The organism is Lacrimispora sanguinis (assembly GCF_044987295.1).
Taxonomy (GTDB): Bacteria; Bacillota; Clostridia; order Lachnospirales; family Lachnospiraceae; genus Lacrimispora; species Lacrimispora celerecrescens_B.
On record NZ_CP173277.1, the window covers coordinates 2,975,669 to 2,999,952 of the forward strand.

Consider the following 24,284-nt stretch of genomic DNA (forward strand, 5'->3'; position numbering starts at 1 on the left):
TTCATGCCGAAAACCTCCGGTATTCTCCTGTGACCACCAAATAGGTTGCCAACTCCTACGTTCGTCCCCGGGTACGAACTGAATGTGATCGGCACAAAATCGCACCTATTCAACAATGCCATCCCCACCTATGGGAGCAATCTGTCCCTAACTTTTTTAGACTTCCCACACAAAGGTGCGAACAATCCCTTAATCCGATCTTCGGTTACCAGAAGGGGTATCAATCCGTGACCCCATTTAACTATATTGTTGACCCTCCATCAATTCGAGGGATAGTTGATCCATCAAGCAAACGGGCAACTAAGCTATCAATCCCATGGTGGAGAACTCCGCCCTGACAGTTCAAAATTTAGCTGTCCTTTTATCTGGGCCGTGCAAAACCGCGTTGTTATGTCTGCGAAGATCTCTCCGGCGTTATTCAATTTTTGGATATGCAGATTATGCACATCTGAAATTTTAAGTATAATAGCCTGCTTACCATTCATTTTGGCAAGATAATTTCTCACTGAACTATCAGCCAGTGCTAAACAAGCGCCTTCGTGATATCGGCTAAATAACGCCTGTCCATTCACTTCAAATATCAGCTCCTATGCTTACATTCTGGTACTACCTCGAAGCGAAGGTCAATTTGCCACCCCTTCTTTCTGACTGTGCAAATTTGCGTTATCCTTCATACACTGGCTTTACGGCTCTACTTGCTTTGGATTCTTTCCCATTAAATTGGGAAAATTGACCGGGAGTAATAGGCCTTAGTCAACTTCAAGGACCAGCGCCAGTACAACGGAATTTTCCGTTCTATTCAATTTTGCTTCTATACAAATTCTCTTATAAGGAAATACCGCATCATAGCCTTATTTTGGGCTCTGACCTGCTGTAGCCGTTGTAACTACTCCACATGAGTTTTTTGTCATGAAGTAACTATATAGGCCAATAACTCAACAAATATCAACATTATTGAATTAATATGTATAAACTGTCAGCCGATTTTTCGGCCGTGAGACTTCCCACACGGACTGAATCTGGATTTAGACTATATAGTGTTTTGTAGTAGCTTAACTGCATTTGTGTGTTAATGCTTTTTCTGAATGCCTGCCCTTTTACCCTGCCACTATATGTACAGATATGCAACCAACCTGTATGTGATATCTGATACTCCTGTTATTCTGCTATATAGGCAGATATGGCTTCAAATGTCAGCATTCATGTATAAATGTTTTGTTGAATACCGAGCAAACCAATAAGCTATTTATTCGTATATGCCGACATTTACCAACATCTTATATACTTTCCCCTTCCTAATAAGTCATAGTATTGGCAGCGGAATTTTCCGCCACGAGAATACCGAACATTGCAACATTAATTCCCGAACGTTGCATTCCAGTGTTGCACACAAAGTGAACGTCTTTAATACCGAATCTAACAAAGTAAAGGCTTACACCATTGAAAAATCAAGTATTTAAGCTATTTTCATAAAATACTTTAAAAGATATTATCCCTTTGTTGTTTTTCAAAAGTACTAAATACTAAGATAATTTTAAGGCTGCCCTTTGGTATGCGTTTGCATTACTGGTAAGCCCTGACGCTTCTATATCATTTGGATTTCCTGGATATGCTAAATAACCTTCGTCCCAGTTATAAAAGTACCTGTCAAGATCATACAACCAGAGTTCATGAATCAAAGCATTATTCCCCTGTAGCACGCTCCGTATTACCCGCTCTGAATATCTCTTATTGAAAGAAAGTGCCTGATTTCGCATATTTTCCAACGCCTGGAGTTTCTTTAGAGTCAGTTCCCATTCATCGGCATTTTTCCCCTTTGGCTTTGGATAGTTGTCATAATGAAACGGTCCTTTTAAAATAATTCTATTTTTTTCAGCTAATCGCTGCATTCTGTATTTTATGTATTTGTGTCCACCTTTCGTTGTATGTGTAAGACCGCTATAAATCGAATACGGAAGACATTCTCTGCACAATAGCATTTCAGCGTACAAGTAGAGTTTTACACGTCTACTGCCGCACTTAGGGCAACATAAAAAAGGCTTTTCTCCAAACCCAGTCTTTTGATATGTTATTTTTACATGGAATGGCTGTTCGTCAATGGAAAGATATGCATTAGATTGATCTGTTCCTGGGAACTCCGATCCTTTTAAAACTTCCATCACATCTTTTACATCAATGTAATGCATATCTTCCTCCTTTTCCCAACTTAATGGGAATTTTTATTTTCTCCCTACTTTCATTTCATCTCGCCCTTATCTATTACCAGATTGTCTGCCGGGTAGTTTTCTATGTATTTCTCCAAATCGGTTCCCCTAATCTTTCTGCGACCCAAATTTAAAACCGGAAGCCGCCCATTGGTAATTTCCCTGTTTACAAAATCCTTATTTACCATCAAGAGTTCTGCGGCCTCTCGAACTGTGTACAGCGGCTTATATGGCTCTACCATCTTTCTTACCTCCACTTTTACTGTTTTTATTTATTACTTTAAGGAAATTCTCTCCTGCGTTGTTAAGTTTTCTAAAGTCAATATCTTTGACATTAGAATTAGTAACCTTAATGACCTGCTTCTTGTTCATATATGTAATTGTGATCGGCCTGAGTAATGGACTGCTTTGCATAACCCAAACTTAAGAGAACTTCCAACGTATCCGCTTCACGGATACCTTTTTTTAAGTCAATTTAATCAACTGATTCTTTAAAAAGCTTAATGTTATCTGATATGCGTTCTCTAATTTTATAATTTGGCTGGCTGTGAATCTCTGCAACGGTTTTATCAGACAAACACTTCTTACCCCTACCAAAACCTCCGGCTACTACTGGAATTTCAATTCCCATAAAATCCTGTTTTCCTGTTACTGTTAATTTGTTCATGCGTCCTCCTTTCTTATTTTTCCGCCATAACTTCTAACAACCATATTTTCCCAACTGGGAATCTTTCTATATGTGATTTCCAATGAGTGAACGTACCAAGCGGAACTCCTATCTTTTTAGCTAGCTGCGCATTGGTGAGTTTGTGCTTGATTTTTACCGTGGCAATAAGTATTCTTAATTCTTCTGCTCTTTGTGCTGAGTGGCTTTTTTCCATTGTAATTTTCTCCTTATATATTATACTTTTCACCTTTCATACAAGATGAAAAGAGTTTATTACAAAGGAATTGTACCACATATTTATCTTTACTTAAGTCATAAATCTAAGAGCTACCCTTTCCGTTGCACTGGTCCATGTATGATTAAATCTATCCACGCCGGTTCCTCTTATACCCGTGCTATAGATTTCTTCTGTCTCAGAGAGAAATGGCCGTAGCTTTCTTGTATTACTAGGTTTGCGCAGTTCTCGTAATGCCTTATTTTGATCTCGCCGGATAGCTTCACGCCAGACCCCAAAAGATTCCCCGATTGCATCTAAAGTCATATTATCTTGGAATCTTTTACGGATAACTTCTGGCTGCCGCCCTGGCAAACCATCTACACACTCCCACAGTACCGTAGAAAGCTGTTCCTGCTGCAAACGGTCAAGCGTTTCCTCTTCCATATCTTCAGCCGATGGAATACCGTCACCCGTTGAAAACCCTTCCTCTTCAAATCCCTTTATAGGAGCGTCCAGGCTTACCAAATTCACCATGCAGGCATTCTTATGGATATCTCTTACCTGATCTATACTAAAGCCCATAGAAGCGGCTGCTTCGGCTTCTGAAGGTTCACGACCGTATTCTTTCACAAAGGAATCACGGAACCGGTTATACTTCCGTAATCTTGCCTGGCTTTGATAGGAAATCCGCAGACTACTAGAGTTTTTTTCTATGTATCTCCCCATGGCCTGTCTAATCCATTTCTCCGCATAGGTAAGAAATTTATATCCTGTGTTCGGATCATAACCGTCAATGGCATCGTACAAAGCAAGATACCCTTCCTGCTCCAAATCCTCTATTTCTTCCCGTCCCCGATACTTCCAGGCAATAGAGCTAATAAAGGCTTTTACCTGCTCATACAGGACAAGCATATTTTCCTCCGGGTCTATACCAGTCTTGATTCTGATCACAAGTTCCTCGTTGGTCATATCCTGTTGCCTCCTCGCTTCCAATATGCTTTAATGTCATCTTGCATTCATTCGGACACCCTCTACATAACACTTCTATTTTCCCTTAGTTTTTCCAGATTCATCTTTAGCAGTTTCATTCTTATCTCTGAGGCTCAATAATTTGACTTCCACTCCATACTTATCACCGATGATCCTTCCAAGGGCTTCAAATGCTTTCCAGGGATCGAGCGTACCAACAGTGGTTATTGTATCTTTCATAATATCACCTTGCTTTCTTGTAATTCATCTTATATTTTACAAACCCGGCTCCCTTTTAGAGTGGAGTTCTCCACCCTTGAAAGTGGTTAATACAGCCGCATTTTCGGCTCTATTTTTGTGTTTCTGATTATGCTTTTTCTATCCATTATGTATCAACTTCTTTAATTCTTCCGTGGTTAGGCCCTCATAAGGATTTGTAGTCTTAACCTCTCCAGATAATTCCACATTCTGCTTTTCTCTCCAGACCTCCGGCCTCCGGTTCTTTAACCAAAATATCTGTGCCGTAGTATCCGGTGCAACCTCTTTCACCGTAGTGGTGACTCTTTTACCCGGTCCGTCCTCAGTCTCATATTCTTCTGTCTTAACTTCTTTGTATTGATATCCAAGCGCACGTTTTAATAATGCATTTTCTACTTGTATATCAATTACTTCTTTACCCCTTTTTAGGGCTGCCGAAAGTGCTGAATACTTATCACGCCATACACGCAATGTAGAATATGCTACGCCTAAATTATGAGCAATCTGTTCATCTGTAAGTCCATCACGTGCCCATGCTTCAATTAGTAGCAATCCCTCAGGCGTAAGCCAATATTCATATTTTGCTATTAATCTCACCTCCTTTACTAGCCAGATTATGTGGCTTGCTACTGGTAGAATAAATTCCAAGCTCTTTGGCAATCTATGCGCAATCGTAAAATAAATTGTTATGGCTCTCAGCCATGACTTTTTTTAGGTCCAGATAATCTGTTTTGCCATGTCCACTGATACTTCATGATCAATGGTTCTTCCCCCGTTTTCTAAATTTTTAGAAACCGTGAAATAATCTACTCCATCAGTAAATCCATAAGCTGACGTGTTTTTAAACCAATCAGCATATCTACTCTTAATTTCAAAATCCTCTGAATTGTTTCGTTCAATAAAATACCTCCTTTTGGTTGCTTCCATATTCTTCCAGTCTTATAATGTACTTACAGGCCGTGCAGGGCCGAGTATGAAAGAAAGGGGAAAAACTCATGTCGAATAAATTTGATAAATATCTTGCCACTCAACAAAGACTTGCTGAGTTCGGAACATTAAATAGTAAATTAGCAGAAACTTTTGCTTCTATAACCCGACTTTATCAGCAACCAATTTTAGATATACAGCGACAACTTGTATCACCAAAATTTCCTTATTACGAAAAGGCTGCATGGGTGATAGAGGACATGTTTAAGTTAAAGAACAGTAGCCTATCTCCTGCGTTTCACAAATCAATGTTTAGCAACGATATTCAGCGGCAACTGAAAACCATAAAAGGCAGTCTATCTTCTCTTACTCCAATTCTTGAAATGGTGACTGTCCACAAAAACTACGTGTTAGTTCCTGAATCTTTGATTCCTGACGATTTCTCTTATGAAGAAGTTGCTGACGATTCGTTATATGAATCTGATGAAATTACAGAAACCACTGTTCCCGTAAAAAGATTATCCTTTTCCGACTCGCTTACCATCATTCAAATGCTGTTTGGCTTACTGGCTTGGATAATTTCATTCATTCAAACAAATCAAAGCTCTTTGGAAGAACAGAAAAACCATAATGAGCGGATTGCAATTGAGACAGAACGAAATATGATACTCCAAAATGGGTTTGAAGACATCGTGAAAAATCTTGCACCTATTTATAATAAGCTTGAAGAAATCGAAGATGCGCTTCCAAAAAACGATTCTCTTGCTCCATCCGCTGATTATCCTGCCTCATGTGCTGAATCAAGTCGTCCCATAGAAGCTGATGAGCACGACGATTCTGATATGCTCCATAAAGCTGATTAAACGATAGAAGCGTTATTGCTATCCATATTGCAATGATGCTTCTTTTTGTTTCTTTGCTCACTTTCATCGCTTCCTTTCAAAGTACCTCTAAATACGCACACACCGCTAATATCAGACCGCAGCTCGCAACAAATATAATTCTTGGCATTATGTACTTCACTATTTCAAGGGCCAGTGATGGGCTGTGGTCGGCGTAATCGTCTAGGGGGTTGGGGATTTGCATGGCTTGTCCTCATTCTACCCTCTATATATTGGGGAATATGTTTTATTAGCTACCTGTCATTACCTCCAAGGACATAGTATGTATAGGTAGGAAATTATGCGTAACCTTTTGTACAATCAACCGCCGGTTCAAACTGATATCATCTATGCTTCCATAAAAGCTATTTCCTGCACGTATCCTTAAATCTCCAAAACATTCTAATTCCAATGTTTCTTCTTCATGGTTATAAACTTCTAACATTTTATTGGCTTGATCTTGTGCTTTTGCTGCATTATCAATACTGGAGGATATTTCAAAAAGCTGAAGAATACCATACTTTTTTGCTGACTCCGGGTCTATTGCAGATCTGATATCAATCTGACCTGCTGATTCATCACCCCAGCCAATCTTTATGAGATTATAAAAATCACCATCAATGGATTTCTTCCAAGTGTACCCAGTACACAAGCTATCATCACCCAGAACCAAAGGAAGTTGTAAATTACGCATGTTCCAGAGACATATAGAACCGTATTCATCACGTAAGCAGAATAAATCATGCACTTCCATTCCACGGTACGTCTTATATATTGACTCTATGACCTGATCTAACCACGACTTATCCATGACAGCTATAGGATCAAGAATATATCCCGGATCTTCCACTGTTCCGACTGACAACGATAGATATGTGCACATATTCTGAACTAGGTTTTTAAGTGTACCATTTTCAAGGACAATAATTGCTTTTGTTTTTGTATAACGGAGCTGATCATAAGCCTTGAATTTTACAATTCCACCCTGGCTTCCTGATACTGTAAATATTCTCCCCATAAAAATACCATAGGCCCCATTGTTATCTGATAATCGAACAATATCACCATTTTCTACAATTAACCCATCACTGATATAAGAAACATCTAAGCTGCCTGCTCCATTGTTTAGAGCCTCGCTCCATGAAAGTTCTGTACAGCTTCCAGTTATATCATAAATCTGACCATGTGTTTTTACTAATAATTCCATTTCTAATACTCTCCGCTATTAATTAGAAAAGGTTTTCCTGTTATTTCCAATATGTAGTATTCTTGCCCTCCATCATTACGCAACAGCACCACTTTATCACCGCTTACAAGTTTGTTTTTCAGATTACCCTTAACCATACTCATTGGTATTGGAAGCCGGTCGCTTATTACAATAGCAGAACCGTTATATACTCCAGTATTAACCCCGGTTATCTTTCGGTTTTCAAGGCATCTATCCGCAATTTCTTTTATTACAGCATGTAATTTACTTGCTCCAATGTTATCATTCATAATTCTCTAAAATCCTTTCTTTTTAAATTCAAGGCCTGCACCATTGATTTATATATCACATTACACCTAACCACTACAGCCCCCAATCAATTTTAATCTGATTCAGAAGCTTCATCTCCTCAGATGTGTCTTTCCCAGGATTACTATCTGGGTGATATGCTTTGGAAAGCGTCCGGTAAAACTGCTTAAGAGTGGCTTTACTCTCCTCATTTCGTTGACCGCCTGCAGAACCAAAACTGCTGGAACTATTCCTATTGTAGTTACTGTAAGAATCTTCATAATACCTACGGCTTTGTTCCCGGCTTTGTTGTTCGTAGTTTATTCTATCTAAGTATTCCTCCTCTATCTCCCTAAGCCTCTTTGGGTTCTGTAACACTCCAAAAACGTCATAGCACTGGTCATAAGCATTAGAGCCTACAGTTCCATACCTTTCGTTAAACTCGGCCTTACTGGCAGCGTATAGAGTTGTTGCACGCTCATGCTCTTTACGAACCTTAAACTCTTCCGTTTGAGCAAATTCAGCTTGGATACATTCTTTAAGAGGCTTCAGTTTCTTTTCAATCAGGTCATACAAGGATTCGGAAGAACAACATAAGGCATCTGCAGCAATATTTATTTTTGTATCGCACCAATCATATAAATCTAAGGAATCATCTGCTATACTGTAATAATTCACAGTACATACCACAAACTGCTTTTTCTTGATCTTCCCGGCTTCCCGATAACTTTCATGAATGCTGATTCGATAAGCCTTTTTAATCGGCCTTTCAAACCGTTCCGTACTGTAGTAATAACCGTAATAACTGGGTATGACATTACTTTCAGTAAAATAAGTTTCTATCCGCTTAGGATACCCATTCTTTTGCATTCTCCTGGTTTCAATTTCCTGAATGACACAGTACATCCGTATTCCTTTCCCGTAGTTACTACCTTATCAACCATAATAACTACGTTCTTTACTACCTGCTATTTACTTCTTTTTGCTCTTAAAAGAATCCTCCTGACAGGCAGCAACCGGTATTCTTTCTTAACTTTGCGGGCCAGTGCCATAAAAGGCGATCTCTGGCGCATTTCTTCCCGTATCAGCTCCCGGGCATTGATGCTTTCCGATAATTGTAATGCATCTGCTTCCCTGTACAACTTTCTTAATCTTGGACCATTGAGACCCCGTAAGACTTGAACTGCGGTATTTACATCTGCATTTATGGATTCCTCAGAACACATCCATTTGAATACATCGCAAAGAGTATCATAGTCAATATAAGATTCCAGAATATGCCGGCAGGCCATAATTCCATTAGCAGTAAGGCAGAGCCCTGGCATATTAATAAAATCGATTTGCACGTCCTCCATGTCGATAAGATTTGCATCCGCTATGTGATCACAGCACTGGCCAGCCCACGTTTCCACCTTGCCTATTCTTAGAAGGTTATACACACTGATCATCTGCGGGCTTAAATCCTTCCTTGCTTTGATTGCTGTTAAAGCCCGTTCTCTTGCTGATTCCATTGTTTTTTCTCCTCTCAATCACTTTTTTCTGTTTAAGGCTTTTCCGCATCAAGAAGGCCTTGAATAAATTTCCTATTTGTCTCTGCAGCCTTTTCCCGGCGGATGCTACGTTCCGGTATTTTCACATCAACGGAAATTGAGACTATCCGGTCAACTGTCCTGCTGTCCATGCTAAGTTTTTCAGAATCGCAATTGCTTGTAAATATCGTTGGAAGAAATTCTCGCTTACGGTAATCAACCAGGCGGAAAAGAGCATTATCAATCCATTCCTGCTTCCCGGTCTGAGCACCTATATCATCTAAAACCAAAAGCCGGACCTGATAGAGCGCGTCAACCCTTTCTCTACTCCCTTCCCGTTTGTCTTTTATAAGCTCTACAAAATCAGGAACAGATATAAATTTCGTTGAAGCCGCATAACGCTGTATAATCTCATTACAGAGGCAGCAAGCTAACATAGTCTTACCTGAGCCTTTTGTTTTGGAGTAGATATATAACCCACGTCCTTGCCTTTCAAAATCTCTAAAATTAACAATAAAGGCATTAATAATTTTCCGCTGGAGATCAACATTTTCACCATACCATTCCCAGTGAAAATCTTTAGCTGTCTTATATACGTACTCTGCCGGCATCATGCTTTGATTTCTCCGTTCCTCTGTTCCCTGCACTGTGCCGTCTGGAACCCAAAACGGCTGAGTCTCACCGTAATTTTCTACATCATAGGTTACGAATGCCCCACCTGGTACACCTTTAGCGAATTTAATCACTGCAGGCACCGTATTTCCTGCGATAGTAATCTGCTGTTGACTCCCCACCGTTAATTCCATCTGCGTTCTCCTCCTCTCCTTGCTGCTGGTTAAGATATCCTTCAAACTTAGTTCCGAATAATGTTTCCGGCCTTAGGTACTGCTCCATCTTTCCGCCCTTCCACTCCGCTGTCTTTTTATCTATGACATTCTTAAAATCCTCCAAGGTATATCCTTCTGCAAATCTGGCATTGATATGGCCCTGTGTTGACTTAGTCTGCCACCTGTACCCCTTGCCGGTTTTGCTGTTAAGATAATCAATAATTTCCTCAAAATGAGGCTTCTCGACTATTTCTTTAATATCTTTCTTTAATATCTTTCTTTTTTGGGTACAGACGTCTATACCTGGTGTAGTACAGACGTCTGTACCTGTAGAAGTAGTGATATCTATACCTGGTGTAGACGTCTGCCACTGTGGGGGTAGAACGGACCACTCATTAATGTGTTTATTCAGCTTCACTTTCCTGGGACTATTAAAGGTTGATTGCTGCGTTATCACAATCACTTTCCCCTCTTGTAAACTGTTTATCACTGCAATTATGCTACTCTTACTGAGCCCAGTGCCTTTAGCAACAAAACTATTAGAAAAGTCACATTCCTTACGTCCGAACCCATAGGTATTTCTTATCAGGCAAAATAGTATTCTTAGCTGAGCGCCGTTAAAATCAGCATGAGAAACAGCTTCTAATAGCTCATTCGCTATTCTGGTGTAACCGTCCTCCAGTTGGGGATTGCTCATCTTCGGTCACCTCCTGCTGCCTCAATAGCCCTCTGGCTGACCGTAGTGCCTCAAAGGTATTTTTAGCCCGGCTCTCCAAAGTCCTTATGAACTGCCGGACTTCCCTGTCATTCTCTGGAAGAAAGTACCCTCCGCCGTCCTGGCAGGTGGAAAGAATAACTGCTCCGGCCTTTCTTTCTCTGGCGATCTCGTGTTGCAGTTCCCTGACACTGTTAAAGCCAAGGTAATCACATAACTCTTGCGCACTGATAGCATTTTCTTTTCCAGTATGTAAAGCCTCCATTACCACGAATGGTAATGTATTGATAAGTTCAGCAGTTGCCGCTGCTCCCTGTGGTGTGTGATATTGGGCTTTTTTTATTGGCCCTATGCGTTTTTCATCCTGCATAATCATGCCCCCGTTAATTCATTAAGGTACTGGTCCAATTTCACACGATCCCAAAGGACGCGTTTACCTACTTTTATTTTGGCTCCGATCTCCTCCCCTAACTTCATGGCATTATCGCGGCCTAAATTGGTGTAGGCTCGTAATTCGTCAGTATCCATTAGGCGATTTTCTCCTGTTACTGTGTTCACAGCTCTTGCTTTCATATTATTTTTCTCCTTTTCACCCGTCTTTATCTATAGACAACTAAACAACTATATGCTACAATGATATTATATCACCATCGGGTGGTTATATCACTAATTAAATAGATATATTTCTAATCAATAAATATAACTCTCGAATATATTCATATATACTTTAGTAATATTTCAAAGGAGATTAGTAATGGAAGAACCAAATAAGCAGAAATTAGTAGAACGGTTAAAACAATTTAGAGAAAAAAACAACCTTAAGCAGAAAGATATGTACGAAGCTATGCAATGTAGTCAGGCTGCGTATTCTAGCTATGAAAGTATAAGAAGCGATAAAACTCCATCTATTGATATGCTATTAAATTTAAATGCTAAATACAATGTATCAGTTGACTGGATTCTTGGTATAGATATTGAAAAAACCGAGAAAAAAGCAAAGACGGTTTCAGATATACTAGAGTGCTTATTCTTTATTGGTGATAATACTGAGATGAATATCCTACAACACGAAATAACAGGTATGATGATGATGGGCGAATACCCGCAAGAGTATGCCAAAACAATAAATGGTATATTCTTTAATTCTTTGGACAGTATTAACGACTTTACATGGTCTGGTAAAATTGGAGATTATCTTGGTGTTCTCCTAGGAGAATGGAAACAAGTAAAGAGTTTTTGTGATGGTAAAGAGGTCGGGAGTAAAATGTATGAACTTTGGAAAAAAGATGTTTTAGAAAAAAACAAGACATATTATATAAGTGAAATTGATCAGACATTTCTTGGTCCTGATAACACGGATGATGACGATGAATTACCTTTTAATTCTTGAAATATAGCTAGATGTAAGACAATTCAAAAGTAAATATAAACGCAAATAAACTTACTCTAAATGGTATAAACAAGGCGTAGGAACAAGAAAATCCAAAACTGGAAACTTTATTCCCACGCCTTACTACGGTTTCTAGGCTGAGACCTAGGGTACTGTATCAATATTATGTTTGCTTATACATATTCAACCTAATGAAGAAAGAGAATTTAAATGTAATTTCTTTTAACAAGGCCATATACTTTTTTAGATGCCACGATACCGGATACCCTGTAATACTATGTATCCTAAATAGTGTGAGACGGGACTCGAACACTCGACCACGACCTTGGCAAAGTAACCTATTCAGTTTTTACATAATATCATATCAATTTTATCTATATGAATACTTGATTTACAGTTTTTTTACTATACCATATTATATAGAAAAAACTCTTTTCACTTTAAGAAAAGCTTTAAGTATATTTCGTTCTTCCTGCTCGGTTTACCGGGCAGGATACTTATTATGCAAATAGCAAAACTCCCTTTTACCGGTTTAAACAGTAAAGGAGAGTTTTCATCAAAATATCCATTATTCAATAATGTAACGCACTTTAAGCCTTTGATGCCAATTATATGGCACAAAGTTTTCTTTTTGCAATCTTCCTAGTACTATACATTCCTTAACATCTACGGATTTTGCAAATTGAACTATCGACCCTTCGCTAAAATCACCCTTTTCAACAAATGCTTGGTAATTTTTCATAGGAATTAACGTGTCTCTTGCGAATTCATCCGCTAACGATTCCTGCTCTTCTGTCGTTCCATGGAGGTTATAAATGTGACCTTCTATTATGTGATATAATTCGTGAAAGAGACTAAACCAAAACTTATCTGCATCTTTGCCTCTTACAGTTAAACCTAAGACAATATGGCTTCCATCAATAAAAGATGCGCCATGCAAAAAAGAACCGCTTACATGGGGGAGAAAAACAATTGCCACTCCACATTCAGATAGCATACTTTTTAGCTTTTCACAAAATACTTCTGGATCCTCAATAGTAAGTGACCTAATTTGAAGAATTATATCTTTTAATCTCTTAATGTTTATTGGGGATACCTTAATATTTCGAGCCAATAATTTTGCCCTCTGCGCCCAAGCCGCTGATGCATAATCACTGGTCTCATTTTCTCCCATTTTTCTGTACGCAATACCCGGTACTTGTATTGTTTCTAACAAGTCAAGACGTGCCACTTCAAAATATGATCTGAGATTTTCTACTTTTTCTGAGATTTTCCTTGTTGGTTTTACCCAGCCAAATTCTGCAATTTTTGCATAAGGAAATTTTTTTGCAATCTCTTCATCTTTTTCAAATTCAAGTTCTGCATTTACCCTGGCAAGTTTTTCACGATATAATGCCTCGAGATTATTCCAAAATTTAGCAGGAATTCCAAGTACTGATTCAAGGCGTAAAGAAACGTTATAAGTTAGCTCAACCTTTCCGTTTAAAAGCTCACTTATGTGTTTTTCCGACATTCCCATCCTGTGCGCAAATTCCTTTTGACTCATACCTCGATTTTCCAACTGCTCACGGATAGTCTCTCCTGGCGGTACGGCAACCGCATTCTTACTATGCAGCATATTAGCGTCCTCCTTAATCAACTAAATAGTTAATGATAATCTTCTATCGCAACTATATTAACCAGTTCAAATTCATACCCGTTATGCTCAAACACCAACCTTAGTGGATGTACTAAATCCATAGCATATTGCCCCACCCTATTTCCTTTCAATGAATGGCACCGACCTATGGAGTATCTAATAAGCGTTTCGATCGAATCTGTTGATTTAAGCTCGCCAATGCGCTGATCTATCTTACAAGCCATCTCTTCTCCATATTCCTTCTTTGCAGCACCAAAATTGCTACATACCTTTTCCAACTTATTAGTTCTATACGAAATATTCAGCAACCATCACCTCCAGTATATTCCTGAAACTAATTCATTATACTACGTTTACTGATAAACGTCAACAAATTATTAACCTCAGAGGTAAATTTCCTTGTGCTTAGCTAAATTGCTAATTAATAAAATAAAAAAGGCAGGCCTGATTTTACGGTGCCTGCCTATAATTTTATGCTGCCAAACCCGGATACTGCAGCACCCCATCCTGATTCGGCGTGAGCGTCGCCGGCTCCTTTGCCATTTTTCCGTTCTGATCCATGTAATACCACTTTCCACCTGAAGCTTGCAGGCCCTTCACCATGGCTCCGTCAGGTACCAGGTAATACCAGTCGCCCTTATACTGATACCATGTGCTTGTGACCATTATTCCGGCTGCGTCAAACCAGTATCACTTGTCCTGATCCTTCACCCATTTATTTCTGACACTCTCTCCTGTATCGTCATTATAAAAGCGCCAGCCGTCTTCTCCTGGAGCCAGCCAGATTTCTTTACCTAGATAATGCTCCCGTCAGAACCACTATGTCCCATGATCCGGCTTCCCAACTGGCTATAAGACTTCTGGAAAATCTACCCTATCGTTCTCAATCACGCCATGGAGCCTTGAAAGTTGTAACCTGTACTTATTATCCGTTTATACACATAAGGAGCACATTGTACATTTTGAATTATACCCCACTCGTACCCCGCCAAGGATAGAACATGATAAACAATGATAGCACAAAGCGCCACAAAAATACTGATTTTCAGTATTCTGTAGCGCAGGATAGAACGTGATAAACAATCCAATAATGAAGTTTTGTTTTAGGTGTGGAAGGTCTCGAACACACCCTGTTTTTTTATCTAAAAGCCCGAAACACAAGGCCCATAGAGCAATTATAACAGTTTGAAATTTCTAAGTTTTGTTGTATGAAATACTGTTTTTGTTGTACGCAAAATTATACGTCTAGACTACCCAACCATAAATCAAGTCCTATTAGCAGTATAATACATTTTTCCAATATGTCAAGAAACACTGTATGGTACTGCAATTAACCTTTAAATTATCTTTCAATGCAGATTTTTTAAATATTTGAAAATGAATCGCATCAAGCATACGTTTCATTTCTCGCATCTCGGGCATGTCGAAGCATTTCCCTCTTCCTTATGTCATCATTTTTTGTTTTGATATTATAGAACTTCTTGGTTGTATCTATATCAATATGACCCATGGTCTCTATCATTAGACGTTCATCTGCTGAAATTTCAAACAAGCTAGTAGCCAATGTTTTCCTCTGCAAATGGCAATGAAATTCTTTTGTTGTCATACCCAATCTTTTAGCTACCTTTTTATACTTATTATGTAACTTTCCTGCTCTATTTACGAGGTCTCTAACATCTCCATCATAAAATAATTCTTTCCTACGATATCCACGCCGTTCTCTATAAGATAGCAATTCTTCTACAACTTTACGTGATTCATCTATTAACAAAACTTCCCTTATTCCAGAGAGCGACTTGGGAGATGATATTTCATAAATCCGTTTCCCGGTATACTTTCCTACTTTATCCACTTCCCTATAATGGATTTCTGCCTTGTTAATATATATCTTACCCCCATCTAAGTCTATATCTCCTACGGTCAATGCCACTAACTCACCAATTCTGAGTCCCAAATAAAAATTCAACTTAATAAGATAATATTGAGCCTTTCTAACACAGGATTCTTTTGCTTGCTTATCAATCTCATTAATAATCTTTTCCTCGGTCTCTACATCGATAGCTATCTCCTCTTTTTTCTCGGTTTTAAATTGAAATTTGCAAAATGCATCTAATAAATATTTCACATTTTCAAAGTCAACTGTAATATGAACTTCATATCCATCTAGGAATATAGCAGATTTTAGCGTATCTTTAATTATTTTATAAGGGGTATTGTATTCTTTTTTCGTTACAAAGGTCTTCTTTATGTTAGAAAGTACTTTACAAACATCGTTATCTGTTATCTCATTTACGGACTTACTTATAAAGTTTTTGTTTTTTGCAATATGTCGTTTATAAGCAGCTTCAAAGCGGTCTATTGTCTGTGGCTTCACTCCTCCTTCCCTCTTCCTTTTAATCCATTCTACAAAAGCCATTTCAAAGGTTAAAATAACAGTTTCTTCCTGCACCACTATGTTTTCAAAATCAATAACATATGGCGTATTTTCCCTAGCCTCTACTACAGGTCTTTCAGCCTTGATTTCATTATCAATAAGTCGTGATAATTCTTCAATTTTACCACCTGCTTCCTTCTTTAATCTTTCAAACAAAATCTTCTGCTTTTCTTCCAATACCCATGCTTCCGCCTTGACAATAAGTTCGTTTTCATCTCTGGCGTATAGATTTTCCCTTTTCTTACCTGGACAGCTAAGTGAACACATTAAGAGGCCGTTATTTCTTCTTGTAATTTTGCCATAGTGCGGTTCTTTACTCTTCTTTACCCTCAAGTTATTTATTCCAGTATGCTTATACATAGCCAATGTTAAAGCATCTCCTAACTTACTGTCAATGCCAAAGTTCCAATAAACCACATCAAAAGCATTGTATTTATTTTCTAAACAGACTAATGACCCAAGGGTAGTCTCTTTTTCAATCCGTTCCACACTCTCCCTTGTAAACTCCGCCACTTCTTCTGCTGTAAGATAAAATCCATACCTCTCTGAGATCCATTTTAAATCTTTAAATATTCTGCTAGTTATCATTTGTAATATCCCCCTTTTAGGGGGTACTACAAATAGGTTAGTTGCATATTTTTTTTGGTGCTATCTTGTTTTAAACCTACACGTCTTACTTGCCTTTGTTGATATCTACCTTGCCAAGAAAAGCTTGCAGGGTTGCAATTACTTGCCTTTTTCAAAATTGTTTTTATTCTCTTGTAAGGTTCCCACCCATTCTTATTGATTATGCCTTTGGTTAAAACTTTTCTAATCAAATGCTTTATTTCTTTCCTAAAATATCGCAAGTATTTTTATGTACTTGCCTTATGGTTACAATGAACTTGCCAACAAAAGTATCTGGGATTATGATTACTTACCAATTCATATAGGGCACGATCCATTTATAATAACTTCATATTTGGTTGAGGTTTTTTTGTTTAAAACCATTTCGCTATCATGAAATATTCACCCTAATGGAGACTTTTCCAGTGTTTCTTTGATACGGTCGCATCTATTTACAAAGAAATAGCACTTTGGTGGCTCTTTTTTGAATCATTCTCGCCATATCCAAAGTGCTTCGTATCCCTCTATTAAATTCATTTGGTAGTACACTGTTTCTTTCACCTCATGATTGGCTGAAACTTTTTCTACCAATCATGCCCTTTTATTCTAAAATATTCTTACTATAGGATAATCCTATAGCATCTGGCTATTGATCGGGATATCCCTTTTATGTAAAAGTATTAATTTGGTTGGCCTTTTTTCTTTCAAACACCGCTAAACCAAATATCAAGATAACCTCTTCCTCAATACACCTCTTTTTCATTGGTTTTACATAAACCATCTTTTGGTTGTAATTTTTTTATCTGAATCTGCCTTTTTATTGTAATATACAGACGCAGTTTTTCTTTGCTTATATTAAGGAAGATATTATTAATTAAATGGTATCTCTTTGCTACAGCTTTGGTCTGACTTTTTATGCTAGAATCGACATCGCTATTACCTTTCCCATGACACACTCCCATATTTTTATCAATAATTTGCTATACCAACGGAATATTTACTTTCTATTTATATGACAACAAGCTAAGGGCGTAAGCTGATTTTAAGTTGTGACACCCCACCTCTGCCGAAAAGCCCTGCCTGTCCCCTATAAACATCAAATCCAGAAAGTCTACCTCCTATTTTTCTGCCATGAGTTTCCTATCTGATTTCTGAAAATCACCTTTTTTCTGCCGTTTGACGCTGTTTTACCCCATAATGCATAGAAAATTAAGCAAATTACGTGATATGCAATTAATTTAAAAACTCCCCTGCGTGGTTATCATGCACCCCTAAAAATAATTTTGCATTTTCCGGTTGTTAATATTATTTCATGTATTCTAGTCCCTTATTGGTCCATCAACTGAATTTCGGCTTTCACACTGCCCCTCCCCAACAAATACTCTATTTTACCCAGAAAAGTATCAAAACCCTCCTGCTTTTCCTACCGTGAGATTTTTTTCCTAGTTTCATAAACGCCGTATTTCTAATAGCTTTTTTTTAAAAAAAGTGCTATGTTCAAGCAAATCATTATCAGAATACAGTTTTACTTCATCCATTTACCCTGAGAAAAACAAGTTTTCATGTACCCCTAAAATTTTTCTAAAGTTTCATGGAGAGGTTTATTATGCCATAGGAGATTTTCTCATTCCCATTATTTAGGGTGATATAACAAAAAACAGGCAACATCTATACCTCCGATGTTTACCTGCTTCTTTTTGGTGTCTGCCCCTCAGTTCAGTGCTTCCTCAAGTCCTTAACTTAACTCCATTATTCACTTATGCTCAATCTTACCGATAAACCTAACTCGCCCCTGTAAGCGTTCAGAATCCTTTTCCTGCTGTGTTAGACCCTTAAGCATACATTCTCCATCTTCCCAACAAAAAACCGTTAAAGTCCCTTTTGTGCGTCAAGCTTACTTAAGAATGGGCGCTTACTTGTATCCTATAAACAGCAAAAGTTTGATAATATTATTATAAATTTGTAAGGGGTATTTTATTTTAAATGGTAATTTTCTATATTCCTATCTGACCTAAGTATACCTTTTTACACGATTGCAGTCCACTTCTACTAATCTTTTACCTTTTCGGTCTATTGATAAAAGCTCCGGTAGTATGCCTTTATTCCTAGGGTCCTAAAACAGAACCTTTAGCCATACTGTTCTTAATCCTATAATAGAATTATTATATAGGGCAAAAGGTGAGGGCAAGCAGATGATTCGATATGACAACTTATGGAAAACCATGAAAGATAAAAATATCACCCAATATGATTTAACGAAAAGGCATAACATCAGTAAATCATTGCTCCATCGTTTGCGAAATAACGAAGGTGTTAATATGAATACAATTAATACGCTCTGCAACATCTTGGATTGCAATATTGAGGATATTGCAACACATTACAGGGACTGACCATCTTTAAGAACGGTCAGTCTCTTTTTGATCTTATTGTAATTGACTTTATCTAGGTTGAATGTTATGATTACTAAAATGGTAGGTTCCTAAATTAGACCCTAATTTATCAGTTTGGATTACAACGGTTCTTTTATTTTCTACCTTAATAGTTAAACCTATTTAAAATTTATCATACGTAACATAGCCAATCCAATATTGAAGAAAACAAGAGAGAATAAATGATACTTGAACATAAGAATATTAAATTGAAATATAGCACTATTTATAAATATCTGCCTTTAGAAGAAGAAATAGACAATCTTGCCACTGCATTATCCATCAAAGATTATTCGTCTTTATCCATTGACAAGAAGAGACTTTATGGTATATATCATGGAAAAATATGGTTTTCTAAATATGGTATATTAGGTGATCCCTTTGAAATGAAAGGATTTGCATATCTTAAAGATAAAAGCGAAGGTCTAGGATTGGCACAGCGGCTCAATAATTTATTTAACGAACAAAGTGTTGCAATTGCTTCTTTTACTAAAAGTAAAAACAATTTACCCCTCTGGGCGCATTATGCCAGTAATCATAAGGGATATTGTCTGGAATTAGAAATTGAATTACCAAAACATGTGTTTCCAGTCACTTATCATACGGAAAGAAAAAAAGAATATATCTATTCACAATATACCGTTAATAAGCAAAATATGCAGGAAATGAATCAGTGGGCCGAACAACTTTGCAGAAAGGCTAAACAATGGGATTACGAAGAAGAAATGAGGGTCATATATTACTCTGGGAATGGAGCCGAAATTGATGGAAATGGGATTCTTGTAAATTTCAACGACTTTGGACTTAGATTAAAAAGGATAATTATTGGGATTAATTGTAGTAATAAGAACAAAAAAATATTGGGAGAATTGGCAAGAAAGTTAAAAATCGAATGCTCACAGGCAGTGTTATCTTCACAGAAATATGAAGTATTCGATAGAAAGCTCCCCTAGAGTACCTTGTCCGGGTCTGTGCTTTCCATTGTTAGTATGGTGGGTTCGGTACCGGCGTATGTGCCTTTGTTGCTGTCGCTGTATTGCTCGTATGTGGTAGTGGTGTCGTTGTCTGCCGGTAAACTTTCTGTTCGTCCTGTGCTCCACCCGTTTACTTCCCAAAAGCTGTTGTCGGGGTCGGTGCCCTCGTTTTCTATCTTGATGGGACTGCCACTGATGGGTTGTGTCTTGACGGCGACTACGGTTTCTGTGTTCTTTTCCTCGTCCTCTACGTAGTACCATTTTACAACCTTAAGCTTCGTGGGTATATCTGTGGTTTTTGGTGAGGGTCCGGGTGTAGCATCGGGGTAAGTATCTTCGTCCCATGTGCGTGTTGCATTGTCTGGAAGTTGATTTTCTGGTGGTTTAGGCCAGTAGACCTGCACTCCCCAACCTGCTTGGTGCGGTCTGCCCTCTGTTGGGTGTGTGGTTACATAACTGCTGTCTGCGAGTACACGGTTTGGCACTATATCGCTTGCCACCTTGTATCCCTGTAATGTGTCGCCTATCGGGTCAAAGATAAATTGTTTGTTGAACATAGTTTCTATCGTATTTGCATCATTTCCTACAGTCATTGAGCACCAAGACACTCGGTTGAATGTATTTCTATTTAGGTGGTCTGCCATACCGTTGGCTAGTGACTTCTGGTTTACCATGTAAAAATCAAACGCTTGTGCAATATTCGTTAATGTGCCATAAAACCTCTCTCCATACAAAGGTGAGTTTTTGGAGCCAGTTTTATGCGGTGTGAACCAATCCAATGGTTCTACAAGTATTCTAAACTCGGTGTAGTCTGCCATCTCTAACGCCGGGTCAAACACTGTCATATTTCGGGAACCGCCTTTGGCTTTTTTGATAACCACTCTGTTAGTAAGCGTATCCTTAGTAAGCATATCCTTAGTTATAAAATAGGGTATGTTCTCATCATCTGTTAATTGCAGTATGTATGAAAGGTGGTTTAAAAGCTGTTCCTCATATTTCTTTTTTACATCTTCCTCTGTAACGGGTGTATTGGTTTCTTCTGTGCTGTCGCTCTCTGCCCCATAAACCGTTAGTAACCCTGTTAGCTTATCGAAAACGGCTTGTGACATATTTATGCGTCTGTCCTGCTTGTTTACTGTTGCACAAAAGGTGTTGTATGCAGACTTATTTTCCACTTCTATTTGCTTGGCAAGCTTTACAAAGCCGTTATAGCTCGTGCTTGTAATTTTGCCAGAGGTTAGCGCCCCAGAGAGTGCACTTAAGAAGTTACTTTTCCACCTTACACAAGAATCTCTATTTGATTTGGCTGATTGTAGTGTACTTCCAAAACCCGACCTAAACCAATAGCTTGCGTCATTTAACTGCTGTGTAAATACCTCATTCCAATCGTTTCCATGGATTACTTCTGCTTTCTTATTTGTATCAGCTTTGCTTTTTGCACCATTAGAACGTTTATCTGCCGTAGTAGTCTTAGAGATCGTTTTAGTGGTTCCGTCAGCAAGCACTGTGGTGGAAAGTGCTTGGAAGTCCGTAGTACCTATGTCTACTTGTTCACCTTTGGCATTTGAAAGTAGCCAGTCTCGCAGGTAATTACCATTTAACTTGTAGTTGGTTCCACCGCTACTATTTGGGCTGTTTATCATCCAGCGTAGACTGGAAACTAGCTTCTCTATTTCGGATTTTATTGTTTCTTGGCTGGCTCCTTTTAATGCTTTTTCCATTTCCTCTGAGGTGAGCTTTTTATACCATTCGTTTTCATCATTCATTTCTTTGGCTTTGTAGGCCGCTTTGAGTAAGTAATCTGTGAGATACACTGGCGCTATAATATTAGTGTCGACACCCAACTCCTGTGCTTTTGTACTACTAAACATTATTGGCGTTCTGCCCTGTTTGACCTTACAATTATCGTAAAACTGTTGTTCTGTACCAAAAATAATATCAATTACCCTTGGCTTTCCGTCCATTCCAACGGAAACTACCTCGCTTGGGTCATTGGCGGATACTAGACTAATTCTAATGCCAGAGTTTCCAATATCATTTGCCCAGTCTCCACCAGAGGTTACAGATGAACCGCCCTCGGCTCCACCGGCAGAGTTTTCTAAACCGCCACCATAAGTTGTTTTAGGGGTGAATGGTATGGAAGTTAATGCTATTATCAGCGCAAGGGTTGTACTGATAAACTGCTTTAGTTCTATTCCCATATTCTTTTTCCTCGCTTTCCGTGTTTATTGACGCACTTTACATTTCTACGAAGATGCAAAATGTCCATTTATAAACCAAGAAATAGTGAGGTGCTTTCTTTTATTGGGTTACATACTATTGGGTTACTGTATCGAACCGGTCTATCTACCCATTCTAGCCTCCTTAGAGCATAAAAAAGAGAAGCACTGGGCTTCTCTGAATACTTTAATTTTTATAATCTTTTACGAAAAAGCATGGACAACTAATCGCCTATGTAGTATACTTAAAGGCATATTCTTATGCAGATAGACAAGTGACTCACTTCTCTAAATATAATCAAAGAGTATCTTCAGTACGCTTTGATTCAAAAAGAAAGGAGTCACAATGGAAAATACATATGTGATAAAACTCGCTCTTTATTTACTATCAAAAATTGCCAGACATGTCCTATCTAAGTACTGCCATACAAGGTGTAAGCCTCACTACTCTGTAACTATCAGTACGCTTCACACCACATTCAATTTCAATAGTCTGACAAGCGTTTACTTCCTGCTGTTTAAAGAAAAGCAATTATTATTGACAGTAATAATTACTGTTTCAAAAAACATATAACTATTGTTTGAAGTAAGTCACTCTCTATGCATAAGTATAACACATTTTTGATGAGGTAGTCAACTTCTTTTTTGAGGTTGCTACCTTTCTTCTTATATGCCTTATGATAACACACTAGGTGCCTACAGTCAACAATAACCTCATAAAAAATTATTATCTTTTATTGACCCCCATATGTAACTAGCATGTAAGAAGTGTACCTCTTAAGCTTTAATTTGTCAATACTTTTTCATCAACGTTTTATTCTACCACCACATCAATTCATTGTCAATACTTTTACTCACTTTATTTTAAAATGGTTTTATCTAGGTTTATTATGGTACATGCTATTAATATTTACCTAATAAACCATTTAATAATATAATAAGTAGTTATGTACATAATAACATAATTTTCCTGGCCATACTAAGGAATTACAACACTCCTTGGTATATGCCGTTAGACAAAAAGAAGTTAAGCAAACCGATTAATGGTTACTTAACTTCTTCTTTTCGCGTTATGTTTTGCCTATGTGTTTACTAGGTATTGGGATTAAAAAATAGGGTTAGTCCCAGTTCCATTGTCCGGCGGCTTCATCTGGATCCCAGTCCATCTTGTCACCACCACCTCTTTCTTCCACTTGCGCTGGATGGTCCTTGGCTTCCTGTAAACGCCTTTGCATTTCTGCTTCCATTTCTGGCGTCCAGTCTGGTGAAACCGCTGATTCTGTGCTTTGTGTGCTAGAATTAACAGGCGGTGTCTGCTGTTGAGGAGGCTGTGCGTGCTTCGTGTTACCTTGTGACTTTCCTATCTCGGTTTTGTTTTCTGTACTGGGCTTTGTCTCTTTTGCTACCTGGGTTGGCTGTGTCTCCCTGGTCATTGCGAGAATTTCTTGCGTGAGTTCCTCTTTGGTGTTGAGGTTGCCGTAGGTTAGGTCCATAGTCTCCCGTAAACTGGCTTCGTCTTCAATGTAACCTTTTACCCACGCACCGGCAAGATTTTCAAAGACCTCTTTGCCTAGGTCGCCGTATCTGCCGGTAGAGTATACTGTTTCTCCACTGGCATAGGTACTGATTGTTCCACCGTCCTCTAGCGTTTCAACTACCTTGGTGGGGTCGTCAATTTCTAGTGGAATGTCTACTTTAAACTTTTCCTCTGGGTCTACTGTTGTTTCTACTTGGATAGTTTCAGCGGGTTCACTTGTTTTCTTGGAACACCCACTTGCCGATAAACCTAACAATACTACTGCCCCGGCAATTACTATTAACCGCTTCGCCTTTCGTTGCTTCCTCTCCATTTGCATTCTCTCCTTTCAATGCTTCCTGCTTTGTTTCTTAAAAATATCCTA

At 38.3% G+C, this 24,284-nt stretch carries 27 protein-coding genes; 4 read left to right on the forward strand and 23 right to left on the reverse strand.

Annotated features, from left to right (window positions below; all coding sequences use genetic code 11):
- Window positions 1–1,523: 1,523 nt before the first annotated feature.
- The 9 genes from ACHZES_RS13840 to ACHZES_RS13880 form a co-directional block, all read right to left on the reverse strand.
- Window positions 1,524–2,186, reverse strand: a complete 663-nt coding sequence (locus tag ACHZES_RS13840) for a hypothetical protein (protein WP_395549210.1) — start codon at window positions 2,184–2,186, stop codon at window positions 1,524–1,526.
- 50 nt (window positions 2,187–2,236) lie between these two features.
- Window positions 2,237–2,446: a helix-turn-helix domain-containing protein gene (locus ACHZES_RS13845; RefSeq protein WP_395549209.1), complete on the reverse strand. Its 210-nt coding sequence runs from the start codon at window positions 2,444–2,446 to the stop codon at window positions 2,237–2,239.
- Window positions 2,430–2,576, reverse strand: a complete 147-nt coding sequence (locus tag ACHZES_RS13850; RefSeq protein ID WP_404820234.1) for a hypothetical protein — start codon at window positions 2,574–2,576, stop codon at window positions 2,430–2,432. Before ACHZES_RS13850 ends, ACHZES_RS13845 begins: the two co-directional genes overlap by 17 nt.
- 103 nt (window positions 2,577–2,679) lie before the next feature.
- A complete protein-coding gene (locus ACHZES_RS13855; protein WP_395549207.1) occupies window positions 2,680–2,871 on the reverse strand; it encodes a hypothetical protein in 192 nt (63 codons plus the stop codon).
- Window positions 2,872–2,884: 13 nt separating this feature from the next.
- A complete protein-coding gene (locus ACHZES_RS13860) occupies window positions 2,885–3,085 on the reverse strand; it encodes a hypothetical protein (protein ID WP_395549206.1) in 201 nt (66 codons plus the stop codon).
- A 93-nt stretch (window positions 3,086–3,178) separates the two neighbouring features.
- Complete coding sequence (locus ACHZES_RS13865) at window positions 3,179–4,057, reverse strand: sigma-70 family RNA polymerase sigma factor (RefSeq protein WP_395549205.1); 879 nt, start codon at window positions 4,055–4,057, stop codon at window positions 3,179–3,181.
- Between the two features lie 75 nt (window positions 4,058–4,132).
- The gene (locus tag ACHZES_RS13870) at window positions 4,133–4,297 is read right to left on the reverse strand and encodes a hypothetical protein (RefSeq protein ID WP_395549204.1); all 165 of its coding nucleotides are present in this window, start codon (window positions 4,295–4,297) and stop codon (window positions 4,133–4,135) included.
- Between the two features lie 138 nt (window positions 4,298–4,435).
- Complete coding sequence (locus ACHZES_RS13875; protein ID WP_404820391.1) at window positions 4,436–4,954, reverse strand: transposase; 519 nt, start codon at window positions 4,952–4,954, stop codon at window positions 4,436–4,438.
- Window positions 4,955–5,026: 72 nt separating this feature from the next.
- A complete protein-coding gene (locus tag ACHZES_RS13880) occupies window positions 5,027–5,242 on the reverse strand; it encodes an antA/AntB antirepressor family protein (protein ID WP_395549203.1) in 216 nt (71 codons plus the stop codon).
- Between the two features lie 68 nt (window positions 5,243–5,310).
- Here ACHZES_RS13880 and ACHZES_RS13885 point away from each other — a divergent pair, with 68 nt between their 5' ends.
- Window positions 5,311–6,105: a hypothetical protein gene (locus ACHZES_RS13885; RefSeq protein ID WP_395549202.1), complete on the forward strand. Its 795-nt coding sequence runs from the start codon at window positions 5,311–5,313 to the stop codon at window positions 6,103–6,105.
- 268 nt (window positions 6,106–6,373) lie between these two features.
- On the opposite strand, the gene ACHZES_RS13890 is transcribed toward ACHZES_RS13885, so the two are convergent.
- The 8 genes from ACHZES_RS13890 to ACHZES_RS13925 form a co-directional block, all read right to left on the reverse strand.
- Entirely contained in the window at window positions 6,374–7,330 is a 957-nt protein-coding gene (locus ACHZES_RS13890) for a hypothetical protein (RefSeq protein ID WP_395549201.1), read from the reverse strand.
- A 2-nt stretch (window positions 7,331–7,332) separates the two neighbouring features.
- A complete protein-coding gene (locus tag ACHZES_RS13895) occupies window positions 7,333–7,620 on the reverse strand; it encodes a DUF2577 family protein (protein WP_395549200.1) in 288 nt (95 codons plus the stop codon).
- Between the two features lie 73 nt (window positions 7,621–7,693).
- Window positions 7,694–8,488 (reverse strand): hypothetical protein, encoded by a 795-nt coding sequence (locus ACHZES_RS13900; protein ID WP_395549199.1) that lies wholly within the window; start codon window positions 8,486–8,488, stop codon window positions 7,694–7,696.
- 98 nt (window positions 8,489–8,586) lie between these two features.
- Window positions 8,587–9,129 (reverse strand): hypothetical protein, encoded by a 543-nt coding sequence (locus ACHZES_RS13905; protein ID WP_395549198.1) that lies wholly within the window; start codon window positions 9,127–9,129, stop codon window positions 8,587–8,589.
- 32 nt (window positions 9,130–9,161) lie between these two features.
- Window positions 9,162–9,953, reverse strand: a complete 792-nt coding sequence (locus tag ACHZES_RS13910; RefSeq protein WP_395549197.1) for an ATP-binding protein — start codon at window positions 9,951–9,953, stop codon at window positions 9,162–9,164.
- A complete protein-coding gene (locus ACHZES_RS13915; RefSeq protein ID WP_395549196.1) occupies window positions 9,886–10,671 on the reverse strand; it encodes a conserved phage C-terminal domain-containing protein in 786 nt (261 codons plus the stop codon). Before ACHZES_RS13915 ends, ACHZES_RS13910 begins: the two co-directional genes overlap by 68 nt.
- Entirely contained in the window at window positions 10,625–11,059 is a 435-nt protein-coding gene (locus ACHZES_RS13920; protein ID WP_395549195.1) for a hypothetical protein, read from the reverse strand. Before ACHZES_RS13920 ends, ACHZES_RS13915 begins: the two co-directional genes overlap by 47 nt.
- Window positions 11,060–11,061: 2 nt before the next feature.
- Window positions 11,062–11,262, reverse strand: a complete 201-nt coding sequence (locus ACHZES_RS13925) for a DUF6462 family protein (protein ID WP_395549193.1) — start codon at window positions 11,260–11,262, stop codon at window positions 11,062–11,064.
- 181 nt (window positions 11,263–11,443) lie between these two features.
- On the opposite strand from ACHZES_RS13925, the gene ACHZES_RS13930 reads away from it, so the two are divergent.
- On the forward strand, window positions 11,444–12,079 hold the full coding sequence (locus tag ACHZES_RS13930) for a helix-turn-helix domain-containing protein (protein ID WP_395549192.1): 636 nt from the start codon (window positions 11,444–11,446) through the stop codon (window positions 12,077–12,079).
- A gap of 568 nt (window positions 12,080–12,647) precedes the next feature.
- On the opposite strand, the gene ACHZES_RS13935 is transcribed toward ACHZES_RS13930, so the two are convergent.
- The 4 genes from ACHZES_RS13935 to ACHZES_RS13950 all read right to left on the reverse strand — a co-directional run bounded on the left by ACHZES_RS13935 (window position 12,648) and on the right by ACHZES_RS13950 (window position 16,740).
- Window positions 12,648–13,697 carry a helix-turn-helix domain-containing protein gene (locus ACHZES_RS13935; RefSeq protein ID WP_395549191.1) on the reverse strand — a complete coding sequence of 350 codons (1,050 nt, stop codon included), beginning with the start codon at window positions 13,695–13,697 and terminating at the stop codon, window positions 12,648–12,650.
- Window positions 13,698–13,726: 29 nt separating this feature from the next.
- Entirely contained in the window at window positions 13,727–14,026 is a 300-nt protein-coding gene (locus tag ACHZES_RS13940) for a type II toxin-antitoxin system RelE/ParE family toxin (RefSeq protein ID WP_395549190.1), read from the reverse strand.
- Between the two features lie 163 nt (window positions 14,027–14,189).
- Entirely contained in the window at window positions 14,190–14,384 is a 195-nt protein-coding gene (locus tag ACHZES_RS13945) for a hypothetical protein (protein WP_395549189.1), read from the reverse strand.
- A 721-nt stretch (window positions 14,385–15,105) separates the two neighbouring features.
- Window positions 15,106–16,740, reverse strand: coding sequence for a tyrosine-type recombinase/integrase (locus ACHZES_RS13950; protein WP_395549188.1), 1,635 nt, complete (start codon window positions 16,738–16,740; stop codon window positions 15,106–15,108).
- 2,210 nt (window positions 16,741–18,950) lie between these two features.
- Between ACHZES_RS13950 and ACHZES_RS13955 the strand changes: the two genes are divergently transcribed.
- A complete protein-coding gene (locus ACHZES_RS13955) occupies window positions 18,951–19,151 on the forward strand; it encodes a helix-turn-helix domain-containing protein (protein ID WP_395549187.1) in 201 nt (66 codons plus the stop codon).
- A 221-nt stretch (window positions 19,152–19,372) separates the two neighbouring features.
- Window positions 19,373–20,143, forward strand: a complete 771-nt coding sequence (locus tag ACHZES_RS13960) for a DUF2971 domain-containing protein (protein WP_395549186.1) — start codon at window positions 19,373–19,375, stop codon at window positions 20,141–20,143.
- Here the strand turns inward: ACHZES_RS13960 and ACHZES_RS13965 are convergent.
- Both ACHZES_RS13965 and ACHZES_RS13970 read right to left on the reverse strand, forming a co-directional pair.
- Entirely contained in the window at window positions 20,140–22,365 is a 2,226-nt protein-coding gene (locus tag ACHZES_RS13965; RefSeq protein ID WP_395549185.1) for a hypothetical protein, read from the reverse strand. The genes ACHZES_RS13960 and ACHZES_RS13965 overlap by 4 nt on opposite strands.
- Window positions 22,366–23,501: 1,136 nt before the next feature.
- Complete coding sequence (locus tag ACHZES_RS13970) at window positions 23,502–24,233, reverse strand: hypothetical protein (protein ID WP_395549184.1); 732 nt, start codon at window positions 24,231–24,233, stop codon at window positions 23,502–23,504.
- Window positions 24,234–24,284: the final 51 nt, after the last annotated feature.

Excerpts from the sequence above, each read along its gene's own strand:
- ACHZES_RS13845 (WP_395549209.1), bottom strand. The coding sequence starts at position 2,446 with ATGGTAGAGCCATATAAGCCGCTGTACACAGTTCGAGAGGCCGCAGAA.
- ACHZES_RS13905 (WP_395549198.1), bottom strand. The coding sequence starts at position 9,129 with ATGGAATCAGCAAGAGAACGGGCTTTAACAGCAATCAAAGCAAGGAAG.
- ACHZES_RS13950 (WP_395549188.1), bottom strand. The coding sequence starts at position 16,740 with ATGATAACTAGCAGAATATTTAAAGATTTAAAATGGATCTCAGAGAGG.
- ACHZES_RS13880 (WP_395549203.1), bottom strand. The coding sequence starts at position 5,242 with ATGGAAGCAACCAAAAGGAGGTATTTTATTGAACGAAACAATTCAGAG.
- ACHZES_RS13865 (WP_395549205.1), bottom strand. The coding sequence starts at position 4,057 with ATGACCAACGAGGAACTTGTGATCAGAATCAAGACTGGTATAGACCCG.
- ACHZES_RS13855 (WP_395549207.1), bottom strand. The coding sequence starts at position 2,871 with ATGAACAAATTAACAGTAACAGGAAAACAGGATTTTATGGGAATTGAA.
- ACHZES_RS13955 (WP_395549187.1), top strand. The coding sequence starts at position 18,951 with ATGATTCGATATGACAACTTATGGAAAACCATGAAAGATAAAAATATC.
- ACHZES_RS13925 (WP_395549193.1), bottom strand. The coding sequence starts at position 11,262 with ATGAAAGCAAGAGCTGTGAACACAGTAACAGGAGAAAATCGCCTAATG.
- ACHZES_RS13850 (WP_404820234.1), bottom strand. The coding sequence starts at position 2,576 with ATGAACAAGAAGCAGGTCATTAAGGTTACTAATTCTAATGTCAAAGAT.
- ACHZES_RS13895 (WP_395549200.1), bottom strand. The coding sequence starts at position 7,620 with ATGAATGATAACATTGGAGCAAGTAAATTACATGCTGTAATAAAAGAA.
- ACHZES_RS13900 (WP_395549199.1), bottom strand. The coding sequence starts at position 8,488 with ATGCAAAAGAATGGGTATCCTAAGCGGATAGAAACTTATTTTACTGAA.
- ACHZES_RS13860 (WP_395549206.1), bottom strand. The coding sequence starts at position 3,085 with ATGGAAAAAAGCCACTCAGCACAAAGAGCAGAAGAATTAAGAATACTT.
- ACHZES_RS13920 (WP_395549195.1), bottom strand. The coding sequence starts at position 11,059 with ATGCAGGATGAAAAACGCATAGGGCCAATAAAAAAAGCCCAATATCAC.
- ACHZES_RS13970 (WP_395549184.1), bottom strand. The coding sequence starts at position 24,233 with ATGGAGAGGAAGCAACGAAAGGCGAAGCGGTTAATAGTAATTGCCGGG.
- ACHZES_RS13935 (WP_395549191.1), bottom strand. The coding sequence starts at position 13,697 with ATGCTGCATAGTAAGAATGCGGTTGCCGTACCGCCAGGAGAGACTATC.
- ACHZES_RS13890 (WP_395549201.1), bottom strand. The coding sequence starts at position 7,330 with ATGGAATTATTAGTAAAAACACATGGTCAGATTTATGATATAACTGGA.
- ACHZES_RS13910 (WP_395549197.1), bottom strand. The coding sequence starts at position 9,953 with ATGGAATTAACGGTGGGGAGTCAACAGCAGATTACTATCGCAGGAAAT.
- ACHZES_RS13840 (WP_395549210.1), bottom strand. The coding sequence starts at position 2,186 with ATGCATTACATTGATGTAAAAGATGTGATGGAAGTTTTAAAAGGATCG.
- ACHZES_RS13915 (WP_395549196.1), bottom strand. The coding sequence starts at position 10,671 with ATGAGCAATCCCCAACTGGAGGACGGTTACACCAGAATAGCGAATGAG.
- ACHZES_RS13945 (WP_395549189.1), bottom strand. The coding sequence starts at position 14,384 with ATGGTCACAAGCACATGGTATCAGTATAAGGGCGACTGGTATTACCTG.
- ACHZES_RS13930 (WP_395549192.1), top strand. The coding sequence starts at position 11,444 with ATGGAAGAACCAAATAAGCAGAAATTAGTAGAACGGTTAAAACAATTT.
- ACHZES_RS13885 (WP_395549202.1), top strand. The coding sequence starts at position 5,311 with ATGTCGAATAAATTTGATAAATATCTTGCCACTCAACAAAGACTTGCT.
- ACHZES_RS13870 (WP_395549204.1), bottom strand. The coding sequence starts at position 4,297 with ATGAAAGATACAATAACCACTGTTGGTACGCTCGATCCCTGGAAAGCA.
- ACHZES_RS13965 (WP_395549185.1), bottom strand. The coding sequence starts at position 22,365 with ATGGGAATAGAACTAAAGCAGTTTATCAGTACAACCCTTGCGCTGATA.
- ACHZES_RS13960 (WP_395549186.1), top strand. The coding sequence starts at position 19,373 with ATGATACTTGAACATAAGAATATTAAATTGAAATATAGCACTATTTAT.